This is a genomic window from Leisingera aquaemixtae, assembly GCF_006740765.1.
Taxonomy (GTDB): Bacteria; Pseudomonadota; Alphaproteobacteria; order Rhodobacterales; family Rhodobacteraceae; genus Leisingera; species Leisingera aquaemixtae.
Window position 1 is genome coordinate 79,191 of the sequence record NZ_CP041157.1, and the last position, 17,283, is coordinate 96,473.

At 54.7% G+C, this 17,283-nt stretch carries 13 protein-coding genes; 6 read left to right on the plus strand and 7 right to left on the minus strand.

Features of this window, described 5'->3' with window-relative positions; translation table 11 throughout:
- Positions 1-53 precede the first annotated feature (53 nt).
- Positions 54-1,079: a replication initiator protein A gene (locus R2C4_RS01335; RefSeq protein ID WP_141889254.1), complete on the minus strand. Its 1,026-nt coding sequence runs from the start codon at positions 1,077-1,079 to the stop codon at positions 54-56.
- Positions 1,080-1,635: 556 nt separating this feature from the next.
- Entirely contained in the window at positions 1,636-1,878 is a 243-nt protein-coding gene (locus R2C4_RS01340) for a hypothetical protein (protein WP_141889255.1), read from the minus strand.
- A gap of 111 nt (positions 1,879-1,989) precedes the next feature.
- Between R2C4_RS01340 and R2C4_RS01345 the strand changes: the two genes are divergently transcribed.
- Positions 1,990-3,705, plus strand: a complete 1,716-nt coding sequence (locus tag R2C4_RS01345) for an RcgA family putative transporter (protein ID WP_141889256.1) — start codon at positions 1,990-1,992, stop codon at positions 3,703-3,705.
- 116 nt (positions 3,706-3,821) lie between these two features.
- Positions 3,822-4,778 (plus strand): alpha/beta hydrolase, encoded by a 957-nt coding sequence (locus R2C4_RS01350; RefSeq protein ID WP_141889257.1) that lies wholly within the window; start codon positions 3,822-3,824, stop codon positions 4,776-4,778.
- A gap of 116 nt (positions 4,779-4,894) precedes the next feature.
- On the opposite strand, the gene R2C4_RS01355 is transcribed toward R2C4_RS01350, so the two are convergent.
- A complete protein-coding gene (locus R2C4_RS01355; RefSeq protein WP_141889258.1) occupies positions 4,895-5,989 on the minus strand; it encodes an OmpP1/FadL family transporter in 1,095 nt (364 codons plus the stop codon).
- 67 nt (positions 5,990-6,056) lie between these two features.
- Here R2C4_RS01355 and R2C4_RS01360 point away from each other — a divergent pair.
- A protein-coding gene (locus tag R2C4_RS01360) for an IS3 family transposase (RefSeq protein WP_141889259.1) occupies positions 6,057-7,216 on the plus strand; the annotation gives its coding sequence in 2 pieces (ribosomal slippage) (positions 6,057-6,315 and positions 6,315-7,216; 1,161 coding nt in all).
- 371 nt (positions 7,217-7,587) lie between these two features.
- Here R2C4_RS01360 and R2C4_RS01365 read toward each other — a convergent pair.
- The 4 genes from R2C4_RS01365 to R2C4_RS01380 all read right to left on the minus strand — a co-directional run bounded on the left by R2C4_RS01365 (position 7,588) and on the right by R2C4_RS01380 (position 11,540).
- Positions 7,588-7,947, minus strand: coding sequence for a helix-turn-helix domain-containing protein (locus tag R2C4_RS01365; protein WP_141889260.1), 360 nt, complete (start codon positions 7,945-7,947; stop codon positions 7,588-7,590).
- 501 nt (positions 7,948-8,448) lie between these two features.
- A complete protein-coding gene (locus R2C4_RS01370; RefSeq protein ID WP_141889261.1) occupies positions 8,449-9,258 on the minus strand; it encodes a hypothetical protein in 810 nt (269 codons plus the stop codon).
- Between the two features lie 202 nt (positions 9,259-9,460).
- Positions 9,461-10,036, minus strand: a complete 576-nt coding sequence (locus tag R2C4_RS01375) for a hypothetical protein (RefSeq protein WP_141889262.1) — start codon at positions 10,034-10,036, stop codon at positions 9,461-9,463.
- Between the two features lie 448 nt (positions 10,037-10,484).
- Positions 10,485-11,540 carry a HEPN domain-containing protein gene (locus R2C4_RS01380; protein ID WP_141889263.1) on the minus strand — a complete coding sequence of 352 codons (1,056 nt, stop codon included), beginning with the start codon at positions 11,538-11,540 and terminating at the stop codon, positions 10,485-10,487.
- A gap of 1,021 nt (positions 11,541-12,561) precedes the next feature.
- On the opposite strand from R2C4_RS01380, the gene R2C4_RS01385 reads away from it, so the two are divergent.
- From R2C4_RS01385 to R2C4_RS01400, 3 genes are all read left to right on the plus strand, one after another.
- Positions 12,562-13,608, plus strand: coding sequence for a hypothetical protein (locus R2C4_RS01385; RefSeq protein ID WP_141889264.1), 1,047 nt, complete (start codon positions 12,562-12,564; stop codon positions 13,606-13,608).
- Between the two features lie 160 nt (positions 13,609-13,768).
- Positions 13,769-15,130, plus strand: coding sequence for a DUF4942 domain-containing protein (locus tag R2C4_RS01390; protein WP_244940701.1), 1,362 nt, complete (start codon positions 13,769-13,771; stop codon positions 15,128-15,130).
- Positions 15,131-16,811: 1,681 nt separating this feature from the next.
- On the plus strand, positions 16,812-17,261 hold the full coding sequence (locus R2C4_RS01400) for a DUF3768 domain-containing protein (RefSeq protein WP_141889266.1): 450 nt from the start codon (positions 16,812-16,814) through the stop codon (positions 17,259-17,261).
- Positions 17,262-17,283 lie beyond the last annotated feature (22 nt).

Genomic DNA, 17,283 nt, shown 5'->3' on the forward strand with positions numbered 1-17,283 from the left:
CCGCCCTGCAATCAAATGACGGTCTGACACAAAATTCGCAGCAACGCCCCAGTTTAAGGCCGACCGCGTTTCTTGAACCACTTACGGCAGAAACCCAGAAATGCCATTTCCGGGTTTTTTGGCAGTTCGCTGGCCCAGCCTCTCCACTCCTGCTCGATCATGCGGACATCCCAACCTGGTGCCGCCTCTCTGGCCATTTCGTAGACATCCGGATCAAGCGGAGGGATCTCAACCACGGCGGAAGTTTCAGCCGTCACCGTTCCGCGGCTCACTACGTGCAGTTGATTCTTCTCGTCATCCACCCTGATTTGATAGTCCGGCATGTGGCCGAATTCTTGGTCTTCTTTGGCAATCGCCCCTACTAGCCTGCGGAACTCCCGCAACGAAGATCCGGAACCGCATTTCTTGTGCAATGTATCAAGGCCTATCCTCCACTCGCTCTGCCGGCCGCAGTGCTTTCTAGCCAACTCATAGATCCTGCGTTCCAGAGGTTTGCGCAGCCGGAAATAACCCTTGTGCAGGGTAAGCACTTCCTGCGCGCGGACAGCATTGAAAACCCAATCGCTGAGCTTGATTTCCACTTCCTGCATTCGGCCGTCGCGTGTTTCCCGGACAATCCTGGCGCGTTCAATCAGACCGAAGTTCTCAAATACTTCCTGGCCGCCCGTGGAGATGTTCGTGTTGATCCTCGTTCCCGCCAGCCGCTCAATGGCACCCTTCAACAATTCATAACCCCGTCCCGTGGTCATCCTGTTGGTGGCCTTGAGGAGATCTGATGCATGGAACCGAACAACCTGCTGCGGCTCTTTCCCCTCATTGATGCCCCTTATCAAATTGCTGATGCAGAAGATCAAAACATCCCGATCATGCACAGTTGCCAAGCCATCCGGTCCGGGTTTGACCTCGACCGTTATCCCGTTATGGGAATACTTGCGCGGCCGGTGATCAGGCTTTGTTGATAGCGAGAAAATCGGGTGCTCCATCGAGCCAATATCACCCTTAGGCGCCGCGTCGAAAATATCGCAAACGAAGAAATCTCCCTGCGGATGCCGGTCCGGCAATAGAGGATAGTCACTCATTCTTCGCTTCCTTTCGACACTTCACACACACATGTGTGAAACGACACTTCACCCACGCTTTTGGCGATGTAACGACACTTCACCCACGCCCAACCCTAAAACGACACTTCACACACGCCAAGGCAAAACGACACTTCACCCACGCTTGGGATGCAGTAACGACATTTCACACACACTTGCAAGCGAAACGACACTTCACACACACATGTGCGAAACGACACTTCACACACAATCCGCTCAAAATGAACGACACTTCACACACGCTAGCGCCCTTCCTTCATCTTCGACGCAACTGAAGGAATCACCACTCTGCACACAGTGAATCACCACCCTACACACGCTACACCACCACTTTGCACACAGGGGGTATCTGTATTCATTTGTTTTTGTTGCGAAATTTTGATGTTGGCGGACCCGTAACACTGAATCTAACACCAATTTAACACCCCCAGAGACGTTCAAATTTTTCCAGCAGCGGCACTGCCCTGTGGATAACTTTCGCTATTGCTTAGAATAACGAACATCCAGGAGCACTGCTCGCCCCTCAAACACCTGTTCAAATCCAACTCAGCTCCAGCTCTCCGGTATTCCAAACGTAGGCAACTCCGGTCTTGCCCATAGCATCTTCGACTTGGGCGACCGGTACTGCCTGTTCCCTGACACGTTTCCCTTCCGTGCCAGCTTTTCCCTTGAAACCTTCACACGTTTCCAAAGTACGCGTTGCAGGTTCATACCCACTTAGCGGTTTCCCGAAACGCACGCCCATCGCTTCAATGCCTTTTTTGATGCCGTCTTTCATTGGTTCCCACACCATAAAATTGAATCCCGCTGCTAGATACGCTAATCAACGTCAGCCGCACGAAACGAACGAAATGCAACGAAACCAAACGAAATCCAAGAGTATAAGCCTTTGATAAAGAACGGTAAGTTTTTCCAATCTCCACCTAAAAGCGGAGAAACTTTCAAGGAGCTGTTCATTCATGCAACAACTGCAGGCGTAGGTCGGCCAGCGAACAAAGATGGTTATCCCATCGGCCCGTGGACACCCGAACTGCTTGCGGATGCAATTTCACAGATTGATGCAAACCGAAAAGGCGTCGATCTACGGACAGTTCAGCTTTGGTTTGAAAACAACAAAAGGGGCATCGGCCCTACCAACATTCGTTGGCTCGCCATAGTGTTTGGCTGCGCTGATCCCGAGGGAACCAGCGAATGGCAGGTGGAGCTTAGCGCGTCTCAGTCTCGATTGAAGGCCCGGAGGAAACAGAAGGGAAAGGCGGAAAGCCGAGGGGAGCAGCCCGTTTTTGATGCCAATCAAGCCGCCGAGCCACATACGCCGGCCAGACCACAGAATGCTCCTCATATTCCGAAGCTTGACCAGGCTACTGCACCCGAAGCTCTAGACGCTATAGGCTCGCCATCACGGCGGCGTTTCAACCTGGCCAGACAATCGGAAGCGCTGTTCAACGGCCGCAGTTCACTGAACTTGCCGGTTGCGGTGTGGACGACTGGGGGGGTGCTCTGGTTCCTGGCATTTATTTTTGGTGTCCACAGTGTCACCTACAGCCCGGTAGATGGGCTGGAAAAGGAAGTAGGGTTCTATTGGTCGCTCAGCTGGACGGTTGGCGAGATGGCCGTGTTGCCACTGTTCCTAATTCTTGTGTCGGAGCTGCTAACCTTCTGGAAAGAGGAGAGACGCCCATCGCTCGCAGTAACTAAAACTAGCATCAGTGAGAGCAATAGCTGGGCACAGAAAGTGGAGTCGTTTTCATTTTCCTATTGGGCGATTTTCCTCATATGTTTCCTAATAATATTTGCTCTTCAATGGTATGGCGTTTACCTGCGACCACTACTGGAGAGTAATTCCGAAAATCCGATGGTTGACTGGATACTTGTCTCAATCTCACGTCCAGATGTCATGTCAACCTCTGAAGCAATCTTTGTGTCAATGCTCGCGTTCTTGTTTTCTGGCATGATATACTGGTTTTATTTTATTGGTTTGCTATTGCTGTATACTCTGGCGAATGATTTTTATAGAATCTTCATAAATCCTGAGCTGCAGCCCAACGAGATCTATCAAAGAAAGGTGCGTGCAAACGGAACCAAGATCATGACCGGAGTTTTCCGTTGCGTGGTTTTGGGGATTTTGCTTGCCACATGCATCAAGGTGAATGCTGCTTATTTGATTTCGGACGGGGAGACCATGCTAGATTGGCTGGTTGGCGATGCACTAACAGCCTTGGGCGTCAAAAGCGATGGGTGGTCTTGGCTTGAGCAAAACCCAAGTCCATTTTTCACTAGTTTTCTTCTAACATTCATAACTTGCTTTGTTTTCTTCGCCTGCTTCGCTCAGATTTATTGGGTATTGGACGGCAGCGCCTCTTCAAAGGAGGGGCAAAGACTGGGAGAGAACTCGCAAGTAAAATGGTTGGTGGGCCAAGTTAAGGCATTGTGGTTCAAGATGGTTTCAGTTGTTGTTTTGCTCGCCGTCAACTTTATGGTTGTCGGGAAATTCTATGGATTTTCGATACTGTTGTTCGGGAGTGTAGTAATTTCCGCTTACGGTCTCTTGTGGCGCACTCGGGCTCCTGAAGAGAAATTGAAACAAGCGAGTGAATTCAACTGAGCCGGACAAGCAGATGTTCACAGATGCTTCCACGGTATTTTGGCTTCCGTGACTGGCGTACTGCCCTGCAACAGTGGTAGGGCGAAGGAAATGAAGACTGGTAGGAATTTAGTTTGATGGAACAAGCAACCTTTTATCCAGAACTGGCAGAGGGGCCTGCAAACGGCAGTGCATATTGGGTACATGCGAAAGACGGTGTTCGCCTGCGTGTTGGATTGTGGAGAGCTGAACAGCCCAGAAAAGGAACAGTTTTTCTGTTCCCTGGACGCGCGGAGTATGTTGAAATTTGGGGTCGTACAGCATCTGCATTCAATGAGTTAGGCTATACGACCATCGTCATTGATTGGCGGGGCCAGGGACTTGCTGAGCGGTTCACAGAGGACCGGCGGACAGGGCATGTGAACAGTTTTTCTGCCTTCCAGATGGATGTCGCTGCAATGGTCCAAGCTGCGGAAGAGTTGGATCTGCCGAAGCCATGGAATTTGGTCGGGCACTCGATGGGCGCATGCATTGGGTTTCGAGCACTGACTGAAGGATTACCTGTTGATGCGTGTGCGTTTACCGCTCCGATGTTCGATATTCATCTCTCCGCAGTTGAGCGCATGGCTGCTTGGCCTCTAACCTGGGCCGCTCGAGCCCTAGGAAAGGGGCACAGCTATGCCCCAGGTTATACCGGTGAAAGCTATGTTCTCAAAAATGAGTTTAAAAACAATAGGCTCACTACTGACCCCGAAATGTATCAGTATTGGGTAGACCAGGCCGAAGCGCAATCCGACCTGCAAATTGGCGGGCCAAGCATGGGGTGGTTGTTCCAGGCGCTCAAGGAGACAAAGAGCCTGTCAAAGGTGCGTTCTCCTGCGGTTCCTTGCATCTCTTTTTGCGGTGACCAAGATGAAGTTGTCAGCATTTCAGCAATTCAAAATCGCATGGAGCGCTGGCCTGACGGGCGGTTTGAGCTGATACACGGCGCCAAGCACGAGCTGTTCTTGGAGTGTTCAGAGGCTCGCGAGAGAATACTGACCCAAATCTGTGACCTGTTCTCAACGACTTCTATAGACGCAAACGCGGCTTGAAATTGGCTCAACTCCACTTCTCCAATGAAATGGCAGTTAGCAGCGAAAGAGACCTGACCACCGCCGAGTGATAGCTGCAGCAGTTCGGCGGCGGTCAGGTGATGTATTTGGCTCACTTAGAATGTGTAGCCGACTTTGATACCAGCTGAAATCGCATCGTTATCCGCGAACGAAGAGACCGAGGTATTAGCATCGCCGATGTCGATGTAGCGGACGCCGGTTGTAACCTTCCAGCCGTCAACTTCATAAATAGCGGCAAGGCCATAGCTGACATATCCATCGCGGCCGGAGAAGTTGCCAACGATATCTCCCAAGTCCTTTTCGTATCCTATGGTGGCCGCGCCGCTCCAGCTTTCGCTAAAACTGTGTGCGATGCCTAGCTCATAGGTCCAAATATCGCTGGTCCCCTTTGCAATCGGAGTGTTTACAGCGCCAACGCCTGGAACCAGGGAGAAAAAGTCACCCGGCTGAATCTTGAATTTTGACCATTCGCGCCACTTGACCGAACCAAAAAGTAGGGTGTTGGCCGAGATCCCCGACTGGGCGTGCAGCGTGAAAGACTTCGGGATTTCCACTTGAAATGGTGAACCCGTGTTGTCGCGGAACTCATGCTCAGTTTTTGACTCGTAGGTCGCAGCGATGCGGAACGCGATATCCGGAATTTCATAGGCGACACCTGCAAGGTAGCCCAGCTGATAGTCCTTGTTCACGCTGAGACTGTAGGGGCTGGGCGCAGACGCCGGAGAGACAACGGTTACAGCTCCATCAACTCCAATGAACCGCAGGCCGCCATAGACGCTAAATCTGTCATTGACTTGGTACTTGGCCAGGCCGGTGTAGGCGATAGATGAGATCTCTGCGCTTGATCCACCGAAGAATGCGAGAGGACTGGCGTAGGACACAGACGCTCCAATCGGTTCATCAATGACGAATGCCAGTGAGACACGCTCGTTCAGCTCGTGCTTGTAGCCAAGTGCGTAGGACTTGTAGCTGTTGGTGATGTTCCCGGTTGGACCGGCCGGAATGCCCGGTAAGGCGACACCTGATACCGACGGATTCACAGTTGCCGCCGAAAATTCGAGGTAGTTCTTTCCCTTGTGAAACAAGATTTGGGTAGGATCGCCGCGTCGTTCGATTTCCCCAGCTGAAACCATAGTGGCGGAAATAGCGAGAGCGCTTGCCCCCAATGTTACGTTTTTCTTCAAATTCATTGACCTGCCCCCCGCGAAATCCCTCACCATGATGTAGAGTCTGCCCAACCTATGTAGGAGCAGACGAATGCGTAAGAGCCGTTACACCGAGGCGCAAATCATCGGGATGATCAAAGAGCAGGAAGCCGGGATGCCGACGGCGGAGGTGTGCCGCCGGCATGGGCTGAGCCCGGCGACCTTTTACAAGCTGAAGTCCAAGTATGGCGGCATGGAGGTATCGGAGGCGGCGCGGCTGAAAGCGCTGGAAGATGAGAATGCCAAGCTGAAGCGGCTGCTGGCAGACACGATGCTCGACAATGTGGTTCTGAAAGACCTGCTGGGAAAAAGCTGACGGCACCGAAGGAGCGGCGAGAGGCAGCGCTCACTGCGATGCGGGATCATGGCATCTCGCAGCGCAGGGCCTGCCGGCTTGTCGGTGTCGACCCCAAGACGGTCCGGCGCAAACGCCCGCCCGACCATCCCGAGATCCGCCAGGAGATGAAAGAGATCGCTGGCAAACGCCGCCGGTTCGGCTACCGGCGGATCGGCGTGCTGCTTGAGCGAAAAGGCATGATCATGAACCACAAAAAGCTTTACCGCCTCTACCGGGAGGAGGGTCTTGCAGTGAAACGGCGGCGGGGCCGCAAACGCGCCCGGGGCTCGAGAACGCCGATGCCCGAAGCCACACAGCCCAACCAGCGCTGGTCCCTGGATTTCCTGGCAGACAGCTTCGGCGCGGCGCGGAAGTTTCGCATCCTGGCCGTGAATGACGACTGCTGCCGGGAAAACCTGTGCCTGGCGGCAGACACCAGCATTTCAGGAGAGCGCGTTGCCCGGGAGCTGGACGCGCTCGTCCGGATCTACGGAAAACCCGCTTGCATTGTCAGCGACAACGGGACGGAATTCACCAGCCAGGCAATCCTGAAATGGGCCGACAGGAACGGGGTGGATTGGCATTACATCGACCCCGGAAAACCGCAGCAGAATGCCTTTATCGAGTCATTCAACGGCAGCCTGCGGGACGAGCTTCTCAATGAAGAGCTGTTCGATACCCTGGACGATGCCCGCCGCAAGCTGGCGCTGTGGCGCTACGATTACAACAACGTCAGGCCGCATTCTTCGCTGGGGAACAGAACGCCAATGCAAGCGCGGCAGGCGCTTGAGCTATTTGAGGGCTCCGCGCCTGCCGCGCTTGCCAAGCCCGAGACCGACGATTACCAAAACCAAACCCGCAGACTCTCCTCATGAACGAGGGACCAGCGGGGGGCAGGTCATCATCTTCAATGTGTGCCTGACAGATTTCCGAGAGTTTCCATGCCGCTTTGTGCAGCCTGCCGGCCAAATAAATTATGAATGCTATTGTGATCAATCCCTGCGTGCATCCGAGGCATTCTGAGCAGGGGTGGAACGGGCAAAGTTACCCACAGCGTCCGTTCTCAGATTCTGGCGTCTTCGCCCATGACGCTGCTGCGGCCGCCTCAGATTTCTCGCAAGTTCGAAGATCTGGGCGGCTGGATAACTTTGCCCGTTCAAAGAAAGAGAGATCCGCGCTGAATACGCGGATCGCATGTTCCGTAAGCCGTGGCAGGTCATCGGCAGGCTGTGCCAAATTTTTTGCCCTAGGCGGCCAGTGTCTTTGCTAGAGAAAGAAGATGTGAACGGCTTTTCTCTGGAATCCCGTAGTAGGTCCGCACCAGATCCACGGCTTCTTTGGCGAGCAACTGGTTGCTATCGGTGAGGGCATCACCTTCTGAGCGCGTGCCGCTGTCAAGTCCTTCGAAGAAATAGACAACTTGAACGTCCAGTGCTTCTGCAATCTCCCAAAGTCGCGATGCACTGACGCGGTTGGCACCGGTCTCATATTTCTGAATCTGCTGAAACCTTACATCGCAGTGAACAGCTAGCTCCTGCTGTGTCATTCCTTTCATCCAGCGCAGATGCCGAATGCGTTTGCCTACATGCTGGTCGATCGGGTTCATTACTTCACTTTCTTGGAAGACTTAGTGGTGCCTCTTTAGCGTTTTCTTGCCTCAGATCAACTTTGGATCGCATGCGGAAAGAAAAGAACATGCGATAGTTATTCGGTTCGGCAAATCCCGTGCTTGAGCACGGGACCGCGCCCTAGTCTGGCGCCGGCAGGCGGCACCAGACCGGAGTCCCCCTGCGCTGTTCTCCCTGCGGCCCAAGTGCGCCGGAATCTGTCTCTCCGAGCCAGCTTGCCGCCGCGGCCGCACGGTCACCCAGGACATGCGGTCTCCGCCCTTCGGGTAACGGTCGTTCGCTACGTGAAAAGCCCCAGATAGTTCTGCCTTTTTCGTCAGAGAAATTGCCTTTCACCGGGCGATCAGCGCCGACAGTGTCCTTTCTGTGCACCGCGTCCGGGGGTCCGCAGCCGGGACGTTGCTGCCTTTCGCTGCGCATGCAAGCAGGGTGATTGCACGCGTCCGATTTTCGCAGAAAGTAACCTTTGTCCGAGAACCTCAACGAATTTCTAGTACGTGGCCTTCAAGTGTTACAACAAACCAGCGTGGCAGCTCTCGTTGGCCTAAAAAGAAGGATTTCTCGTCAAGAACTTTTCCAGGAACTGCGACTAGAAAGGACGTCGAATTGGCAGAGAGTATTGCGCCCAACCTACCTACCCCACTAACTGAAAAGTTTGGGTTTGAATAAAGCTCATTCCGGTACTTTGCAATTCCAGCAGAGTAAAAAGCAACTGATAATATAAGCGCAATAAGGGAAACGCGATGCTTAGTGTATCGGGTCAATACTTCTGTCTCACCAATGTTGGCCCCCCTATCAAAATCAGCAAGAGCCTCGCGCAGGAAATGGCGATCCAGCGCCGCCATAAGGATAAAACCTAGAACAATAGGTGAAAAGATCAGTGCTGCGGCATCAACGGAGAAATGGAAAAAGCGAGCGAAGTATATCAACGCTGCTAGTGAAAGCAAAACCTCAAACCTCGTGCAGACAATTCCCACCACCCAGCTTTCTAAACTTTCTTCTTGCACCCTTGGGAGAATTGAAATCAAGGGTGCGAGTGCTGCGGCAGAACTCCCTAAAACTAGCAGAGCCGCTTTAGCTGTGATTATGGAGATTGTTATTTCAAGCCATACCTCCAATCCAGTTGAGAAAAACATCGCCTGACCAAATATTAAGAATCCACCTCTCGGTACATCGCTGGAATATCCCGCTATGAATACTGCGGAAAGGCCGAGCGCCGTGAGAAAAAGGGTCAAGACGGCAGTTCCGTAATTCTTCAAATCACCTGCTGTAACATCAAAATTTTTCATGTCTTTGATCTGGCATTCTTTGGCATTTGCACTACACAAGGCAAGTCACCGCAGTTTATGAAACCTGCAAAAGGCAATGTGTGTGCCTTCTAACTCAAGTTGGATCGATGACGCCGCTGATCGCTAATGGGGTGCGGTGAGATTTTTCGCTGTACTAAGGGCGTAAAGTTCATCAATTTCACTTAAAGTTACGATACGTGGGTTAGTTTTGTGGCGAAGCTTTGATCCTCTTCGGTCCGTTGTAATTTTTTTGTATCTCCTCGACCTCACTAATTAGCTTTTGACGGAAGGCTTCAGCACTAGTTGTTTCGACAAGCTCGGAGCGTGACAAGAGCTCCAAAGGGTTAAGTCCAATGAGATCCTGCTGCTTAAGTATCGCACCACCGGCTTGATTGCCGTTGCGAGCGCTGGCGCCCATTACCCAGCATCCCGCACTCGGGCGTTGATCTGCAGAATTTACAAGCCGTATACCCGAGTCAGTCGGTGAAGCAGAAATCGACATTTTAGCTTCGATGCCGCGTAGAACGGCATGGCCGAATGGATCAATTACGACAGGCTCTGCCAAAGTGTAGTCAACGAGGAACGTACCTACTACGTGCCAACCAATCCAATCGTTCTCATTGTCTAGTGTTTTGCCTCCGTCCTCTTTGAATAGAAGTTGGTCTCTTAGATACCATTCTTGATCAATAATGATAGTCATGAAGCAATTGATATCATCAATTGCAATCGGGTAACTTCTGCGGCTTTCTGCTGCAATAGTAATGCTTTCAATCTCCACGGAACTTGCAAATGCGTGAAGGTCGAGCCTGGTTCCTAGAATCAGGTCCTGCGTCCAACTCAGGAACCCTCTGTAGCCGTCCCAGAAAGCTGCTGTAAGAGCCAGCAGGGATAGAATTAGAGCTATCGAAGATTGCGACAAGACTAGGTAACGACGCCAATCAAGACGAGAACCACAACTTGCGCAGACTTTGGCTTCGCCCGGTATCTTTAGTTTGCATTGGGGGCAGTGAACGTTATCTGATTGGTCAGATTCGTTTGATTTAACTGACACAGTTTTAAGACCTCGCAAATGACGGGAGTTCGCCTGAAATTTTCAATTCGCGATCAGTAGTGCGCAGGCTGTAGGCAGCCTATTATTCCATCCGGCACTCATATTTGCGCAAGCGACTGCAGCGGAATCGTTGGTGGAAAAAGTTTGTTCTTGGTGAACGAGGGGGCAATGAGCATCACAGTGCCAGTTCATCTAGGTGCACTAGGAACTTGTCTTTTTTGACTTCCCCAAACACTTGGTATCTTAGCCGTACTGCGTTCCGCAAAAAGTCAGTCAAGTTATGCGACACCTCCCGCATCTCGCCTTCGCTTATGTGCAACCTTTTTGATGCGTCAAATATCTCTGCTTCCAAAAAGTCGATTTGGCGTCTCGTTCCATGAACAAGGTTGCTGCGTATCTTGTACGCAGCTTTGACCGTTTCTACAACTCGTCGCCTTTCTTCTTTCTCCTCAAACAAAAGATGAGACAGCCGGTGCGAAATCCTATATGAGATCCCTGCATCTCCGCCATCGTTCAGCAGAGCCTCCAGGGCCACCATGAGGTCGACAACTCGATCATCTAGCCTCTTTCTTCTGAGTGACCGGAGATACCGAAGAGTTGCGAGGTAACTATCACTATGGGTACGCGCAATAAGTGAATTAGAAAGCTGAATTAGAAATTTCTCGTCGGCTTCGTTTGACGTCCAAATACTTTCTTGACCTAATTTCGGAAGAAGGGGGTCTGCCCGATCTGACATTCCTCCGAAACTGGACGAAGGGAACTTAACAAATAGTGCAGGCCTGGAGCATGAAGCACATCCATCGCTGAGTAGAGAAAGCGCCGCCAGAGTGGAGCTTAGCTCAAGCTCTATCAGCGCTTGCATCTTTGGCATGTTCTCGCTTGACATCTCTTGAACGATATAAAAGTCAGACCCCCTCCATGCGCACTGATAATTGAAAGATTGGGTGTTTTCAAAAGATGAGTCTCTATAGGCGTTAATCAGAGCGGCCCTACCTTCTCCATGCTCTTTTTGGTACTCTAGTATTTTCTCGTCACTCCAGCACCTATCTCCCTCAAGATGCTTAGCCCAACCTGCAGGCAGTTTGTTATATCTGAATATCGAGGTGGTATTAGAAATCTTCACCACTTCAGAGCGGAGATTTACGCCGGATATGCGGCAAATCTGGAGGATTGCACTAACACCGTCTTCAACCTTAGGGATTTTGTCATCTGGTATTCTGGGTAACCACATATTTTGTCCAGTACTTCTACCTGAGGCGACGTCTCATGCGCCCTTACCACGGGTCGCGCATGTGAACAATTGCAACGTTAGGATGTGCTCTCCAGACATTGAGGCGCACCATGCAATGCCCGCTTCTGGGCCGAGCGACAGGCTGCACCCGTGGCGCCCGGCCGACGCAACAATAGGGAAGGCCAAGGACCGCTATGACTTGGTAGCAGTCGAATGCACCTGCAGAGTCCATTCCAGAAGGCGACGGCAGCTATGGGCTCACTGCCGTCCGCCGCGGCCCTAGCGAACGACCGGTCCAAAAACGGGCAAATCCCGAGCCTTCAGCTCGCGACCGGGCTCTAGCCTGGCGCCGGCAGGCGGCACCAGGCCGGAGCCATCCTGTCCCGTTCTCCCTGCAGCCCAGGTGCGGCGCAAGCAGTCTCTCCGAGCCAGTTTGCGCCACGGCTGCATGGTCGTCCGAAACAGGCTGTCTCCGCCCTAAAGGGCTACGATCCCTTTTGCGGGATTGAGGCAAACCTTTCTGACAGAAAAGGCAACTTCGGTTCCGAGCCGAGATCTCCCTCTGCTGTTTTTAAACGAGATTTTTTCGCTCCAGAGGCAAGACTTTGTGACGCTTGCCACTACGCCTTTTGCAGGAGACAGAAGAAATCCGCGCGCCTCGCGCGGATTGCATGTTTCAGGGGTCGTGGCAGGGCATCGACGGGCTGCGCCCGCTCCTCCCTGCCCCGGCATCTTTCATTTGTTTTGTCCGCCCGCATCCTGTGCCGGGCCGGTCAAGGGGCAAGCGCCGCGCTGCGCGCGCCGTTTCCGGGAGGCCCGTGTCCTCGGCTGCGCCTGCGGGCCGCGCCAGCCTCCCTCCAACCCCGTGACAGTCCCGTCCCAGGCCGCAGGCAGGGCTTCGCCCTCCCTGCTCTGCCAGCCGAAAGACACGGGGTCTTTCAGCAGTCAGTGCAGAGAGGCCGCGCCCATCGGCGGAAAGAGGGCATCAAGCCTCACCGTCTCACCACTAAGGACGAAAAAAATGAACGCTCAGAATACAAACACCGTGCTTTTTATCGGCCAGCCTTGCGTTTTCGGAGACATGGCAAACCCTGATAAAACGGGCTGGATTGCCGACATCGAAGAACAGGAAGGCCGGGTTTTCACATTGGGGGCCGGCGGCATGACACAGCAGAAATTCCGGGTCACCGTGGCATGGGACAATAACACTCTTTCGAAAGTATCCGAAGGGGTCGCCCGCCCGTGGATCGCAAAGGCGGAGGTGCGGGGCATCGAGGCGAAAAGTCCCGCGGTTGTGGCGGAGCTGCTGAAGGAAGCCCAGACCGCAGAGCAAGAGCGGCGCGAGCTGGCGGCGCGGGAGCGGGCAGAACGTGAGCGCGAAGTATCGGATTGGCGGGACAGCATCCGTGCGAAAGTCCCGGCCGAGGCTAAGGCAGTGATCGTGGCGGAGTTCGAGCAGGACCAATCCGACAGCATGACCGACTATTTCGCCACCACCACCACGAAAACGGTCATTCTTGCTTTTTCCCGGCACACGCGGGACTTGTTCCCAGAAATGCGCAAGGCTGCCCGCAACTACGAGGCAACCGCGCACCTGGCCGAGGCTGGCGCAGACGCAGAACACCGGGAAAAATACAGCATGGGTGCCGGGTACTACCTGAAGGCCAGTCATCACTATTCCGATGGCTGGAAGGTATCTAAGCGACCGATCACCGGCCAGAGCAACGACCCGGCAGCATATGTCCCATTCGGTGAATGGTCGGTGCCGGAGGGACAGCCCTTTGCGACCGGAAACGCCGAGCGACGCACGGCGGAGCCTAAAGAAGCGGCCACGGCCACAGATGCGGGCGGTTTCACCATCGAGGAGCACACCCACACGAAACGCGGGTTCCAAATGTGGATTGTCAGCCCGAAGGTGCACGCGCCCCAGGAAACTTTCAGCGCTTGGCTGGCAACGGCGAAGGAGCGCAAAGGCTGGTATTCCCGGAAATGGGGCAGCACCCCGGCGGGCTTTGCCTTCAAATGTCCCGAAGTGGCGAAAGCCTTTGCCGACGAACTGGCCGGATGAGGATTGGCCGCAAGTGGTGGTGCACAGGCTGCAAAGCCTGGCACCCGCTCAGCCGCGACATTGAAGGACAGACCACCGCAGGCAGCTGGTGCGGCGCTTCAATCCGCAAGGCGCTGAAAGAGCGCCGGAACGACATTCCATTTACCCATGAGGCCGACAGATGAACGCCCACAATACCCCCGCCGCCGCTCATTCCATGCCAGCGCTGCAACGCAGCTTGCGCGAGATCGTGGAAGAATACGAGCAGAAGGCCGAGGCCATCCCGGCCGAGCTGAACCATTTCAAGGCAGCGGCCACCGCGCTTGAGTCTGCGTCCTGCATCGGCGGCAGCTTTGGCGGCTCGATCTGGAGCGGCGGGCGCTATGGCAGTGCGCCCACGGTCTGGGAAAAATCCATGCGGGAGGCGTTGCGTAAGTCCGCTTGGAAACACGTCTATGACGGTTTGAACATCAAACTTGTTGCCAGCGCCAAGGACCGAAAACGCTTTGAAATGGCGATGGAAAACCCGCCGGAATTCACCCTGGACAACATCGCCGCAACCTTTGGCGACTATGTAGCCAGCCCCCGGCATCACATCCTAAAAGGCTTGGCGGAATGCTTCTGTGATCTGGATCCGGCCTACCGGAGCCATTCAAAGGTGAAAATCGGTGTAGAGGGCTTGCCCAAACGTATCATTGTGCAATCAACCGGCGGATATGGTTCCTGGGGATGGGAGCGCGTGCGCGATACGCTGAATGCCCTGAACGTATACCGTGGCAAGCCGCATATCGGGCATAAGGATTATTCCGGACTGCTGGACGATGCAGAGGAGCATGGCGCAAGCTATCATGATGGTGTTGAGATCCGGCGCTTTCAAAATGGCAATGCCCACCTGTTCTTTGGCCCGGAGACCCTTCGGGAAATCAATTTGGCCTTGGCAGAATTTTATGGCGACACCCTGCCCGACAGTCCGGAAGCCGCGGCCAAGAAGCACCCAGGCACAGCAGTTTCAAAAAATCTGGCCTACTACCCAACGCCCCGCGCGGTGATTGATACCGTGTTGCGCAAGCTCGATCTGCGCGGCGAACCGGCAGTTTTGGAACCGTCCTGCGGTTGCGGCCGGATCATGGATGCGGTGCGGGAAACCAACCCCAAGGCTCGGATTACCGGCGTTGAGTATGACAGCGGGCGGGTGCAGGAGAGCCGGGCCAAGGGCCACCAAGTTTACCAGGCGAATTTTCTGGAGACAGCGCCGAACCCGGTTTTCGACCTGGTTATCATGAACCCGCCATTTAACGGCACCCATTGGCGCAAGCACCTGGACCACGCCCGCAAGTTTCTGAAACCGCATCCGGAAGGGAAACAATGGGGCGGCGGTGTCCTGGTCTGCATCTTGCCGGCATCGGCGCTCTATGACGGTCACTTAGCAGATCTTGGGCTTACCTCGCATCGTGATCGAGGATGGCAGGATTTACCAGTTGCCAGCTTTGCCGAAAGCGGCACCAACATTCCGACGGGGTTTCTAATCCTGGGTCCAGCCTGACAGCTGGCTTTTCCAATTTTCCTTGTGGTGAGGATCCACCTAGCCCCGCTCCGGCGGGGTTTTTCTTGGCCGGGGTCTTGTTGCCCTGCAGCACCGGGGCAGTAGCCCCGCTACTGCAGGACTGGCGCTACCCGCGCAGGGAGGGCCGTATCTACGGCCCTGTCGGACGCGTGAGATTTGCGTCCTTGCTCCATCCCCAGGCGGCAATGTATTTGGTCGGTCATGAGAGAGTGGCCGTATACCATCCCGCAAGACCTCAAAGAGGCTATGGAAGTTCATGCCCAGGAAGATTGGATGACACCTTTCCGATCCTGGGCCAAAAAGCACAACCTGCGCCTCAAGATCCAGTGGTTCCCCGAACTGGAGAGGAAAGCCGCGGAGCTTCTTCAATGGCGGTGGCCTCCCGGCCATCAGGACAGGTGGATGGTGATCCGCGAGTGGTTAGTTGGTAAGGATGTGCCACCTCCAAAACAGCTACCGAGAGAGCCAGAAATTCCGCGACCTCCAATTGGGCATTGAACGTAACCATTCAGAAAATCGGCATTTGGGGGGCGAATGACGAGCGCAAGTAAGATCGAGGTGAAGAGGCTGTCAGACGGCCAAGTGAGTGTACGCAAAGGTTCATGGCGCGATGTATTTCCAGAGGAGCGGAGGGACGCCTGGGCAGCGTGGTACGAGCGGATGCACGCCGACTATGGCTATTCAGGGTACTTAGATATGGCTAAGGCTGTGCGCGACCTCGACCCAGCGGCCGATTGAGGGGAGATTTTCGGTTGAAACGCGGATACGTGCTGGGTCCGCTCTAATCGTTCACATCAGCAGCTGGTTGCTCATAGCTGATTCCGAGAACAAAGGTGTTCTCGCCCCCGCATTCGAGGCAAGTCCAGCAGGCACCGGCTGCAATCTCCCTTCGCCATATCTCGATCTGTTGCCCGCAATCCTTGTTCCCGCAGGCGATGTTTTGAACTTGCGGTTCCCATTTCACTTGTTCATTCCCGAGGTCAATTATCGTATAGCTCGCCTTGCACGAGAATGGGACACAGGCCGGGCTTTTGCAGTTTCCGGCGGCGGCGGCCGGGCCAGAACGGGCAAATCCCGTGCTTGAGCACGGGACCGCGCCCTAGTCTGGCGCCGGCAGGCGGCACCAGACCGGAGCCCCCCTGCCCTGTTCTCCCTGCGGCCCAAGTGCGCCGGAAACTGTCTCTCCGAGCCAGCTTGCCGCCGCGGCCACACGGTCGCCCAGGACATGTGGTCTCCGCCCTTCGGGTAACGGTCGTTCGCTGCGCCTTTTGCAAGAGACAGTAGAAATCCGCGCGCCTCGCGCGGATTGCATGTTTCAGGGGTCGTGGCAGGGCATCAACGGGCTGCGCCCGCTCCTCCCTGCCCCGGCATCTTTCATTTGTTGGGTCCGCCCGCATCCTGTGCCGGGCCGGTCAAGGGGCAAGCGCCGCGCTGCGCGCGCCGTTTCCGGGAGGCCCGTGTCCTCGGCTGCGCCTGCGGGCCGCGCCAGCCTCCCTCCAACCCCGTGACAGTCCCGTCCCAGGCCGCAGGCAGGGCTTCGCCCTCCCTGCTCTGCCAGCCGAAAGACACGGGGTCTTTCAGCAGTCAGTGCAGAGAGGCCGCGCCCATCGGCGGAAAGAGGGCATCAAGCCCCACCGTCTCACCACTAAGGAGGCCACGAATGGCTTTATTTCAATGTAACACCTGCGGCGCAGCGGAAACGCTGGAATGCCTGACACCGGAAGCATGTTCTGCCTGCGGTGCGCGGAGTGTTATCAACCTCACCCTGCAAGCAGCGGAAATCGCACAAGCGAATGATGCTTTCCGCGCGGCAATAATCAACGGCGGGCATCCGGTCTATCTGGGGCGCGTTGTTTGCACCCAAGGCGTTGCAGCCGAAGGCCCCGAGTTCGTGACCATGGCGCAGCTTCAGGTCGCTGGCTTCGCGGATTTCACCGAGGACAACGATCCGCACGGGGATCATTCTATGGCCTCCGTTCAGGTGTGCGGCAAAACCGTCTGGTGGAAAATCGACCTTTACGACGCCGATTACAGCGCCGGCGCTGATGATCCGCTGGACGATGAAGGCACACGCCGCGTTCTGACCCTCCTTTTCCCGAGCGAATACTGAGTTCGGCGCGGGGTTCCTCCCT

Excerpts from the sequence above, each read along its gene's own strand:
- R2C4_RS01385 (WP_141889264.1), top strand. The coding sequence starts at position 12,562 with ATGAACGCTCAGAATACAAACACCGTGCTTTTTATCGGCCAGCCTTGC.
- R2C4_RS01400 (WP_141889266.1), top strand. The coding sequence starts at position 16,812 with ATGGCTTTATTTCAATGTAACACCTGCGGCGCAGCGGAAACGCTGGAA.
- R2C4_RS01355 (WP_141889258.1), bottom strand. The coding sequence starts at position 5,989 with ATGAATTTGAAGAAAAACGTAACATTGGGGGCAAGCGCTCTCGCTATT.
- R2C4_RS01335 (WP_141889254.1), bottom strand. The coding sequence starts at position 1,079 with ATGAGTGACTATCCTCTATTGCCGGACCGGCATCCGCAGGGAGATTTC.
- R2C4_RS01340 (WP_141889255.1), bottom strand. The coding sequence starts at position 1,878 with ATGAAAGACGGCATCAAAAAAGGCATTGAAGCGATGGGCGTGCGTTTC.
- R2C4_RS01390 (WP_244940701.1), top strand. The coding sequence starts at position 13,769 with ATGAACGCCCACAATACCCCCGCCGCCGCTCATTCCATGCCAGCGCTG.
- R2C4_RS01350 (WP_141889257.1), top strand. The coding sequence starts at position 3,822 with ATGGAACAAGCAACCTTTTATCCAGAACTGGCAGAGGGGCCTGCAAAC.
- R2C4_RS01365 (WP_141889260.1), bottom strand. The coding sequence starts at position 7,947 with ATGAACCCGATCGACCAGCATGTAGGCAAACGCATTCGGCATCTGCGC.
- R2C4_RS01380 (WP_141889263.1), bottom strand. The coding sequence starts at position 11,540 with ATGTGGTTACCCAGAATACCAGATGACAAAATCCCTAAGGTTGAAGAC.
- R2C4_RS01370 (WP_141889261.1), bottom strand. The coding sequence starts at position 9,258 with ATGAAAAATTTTGATGTTACAGCAGGTGATTTGAAGAATTACGGAACT.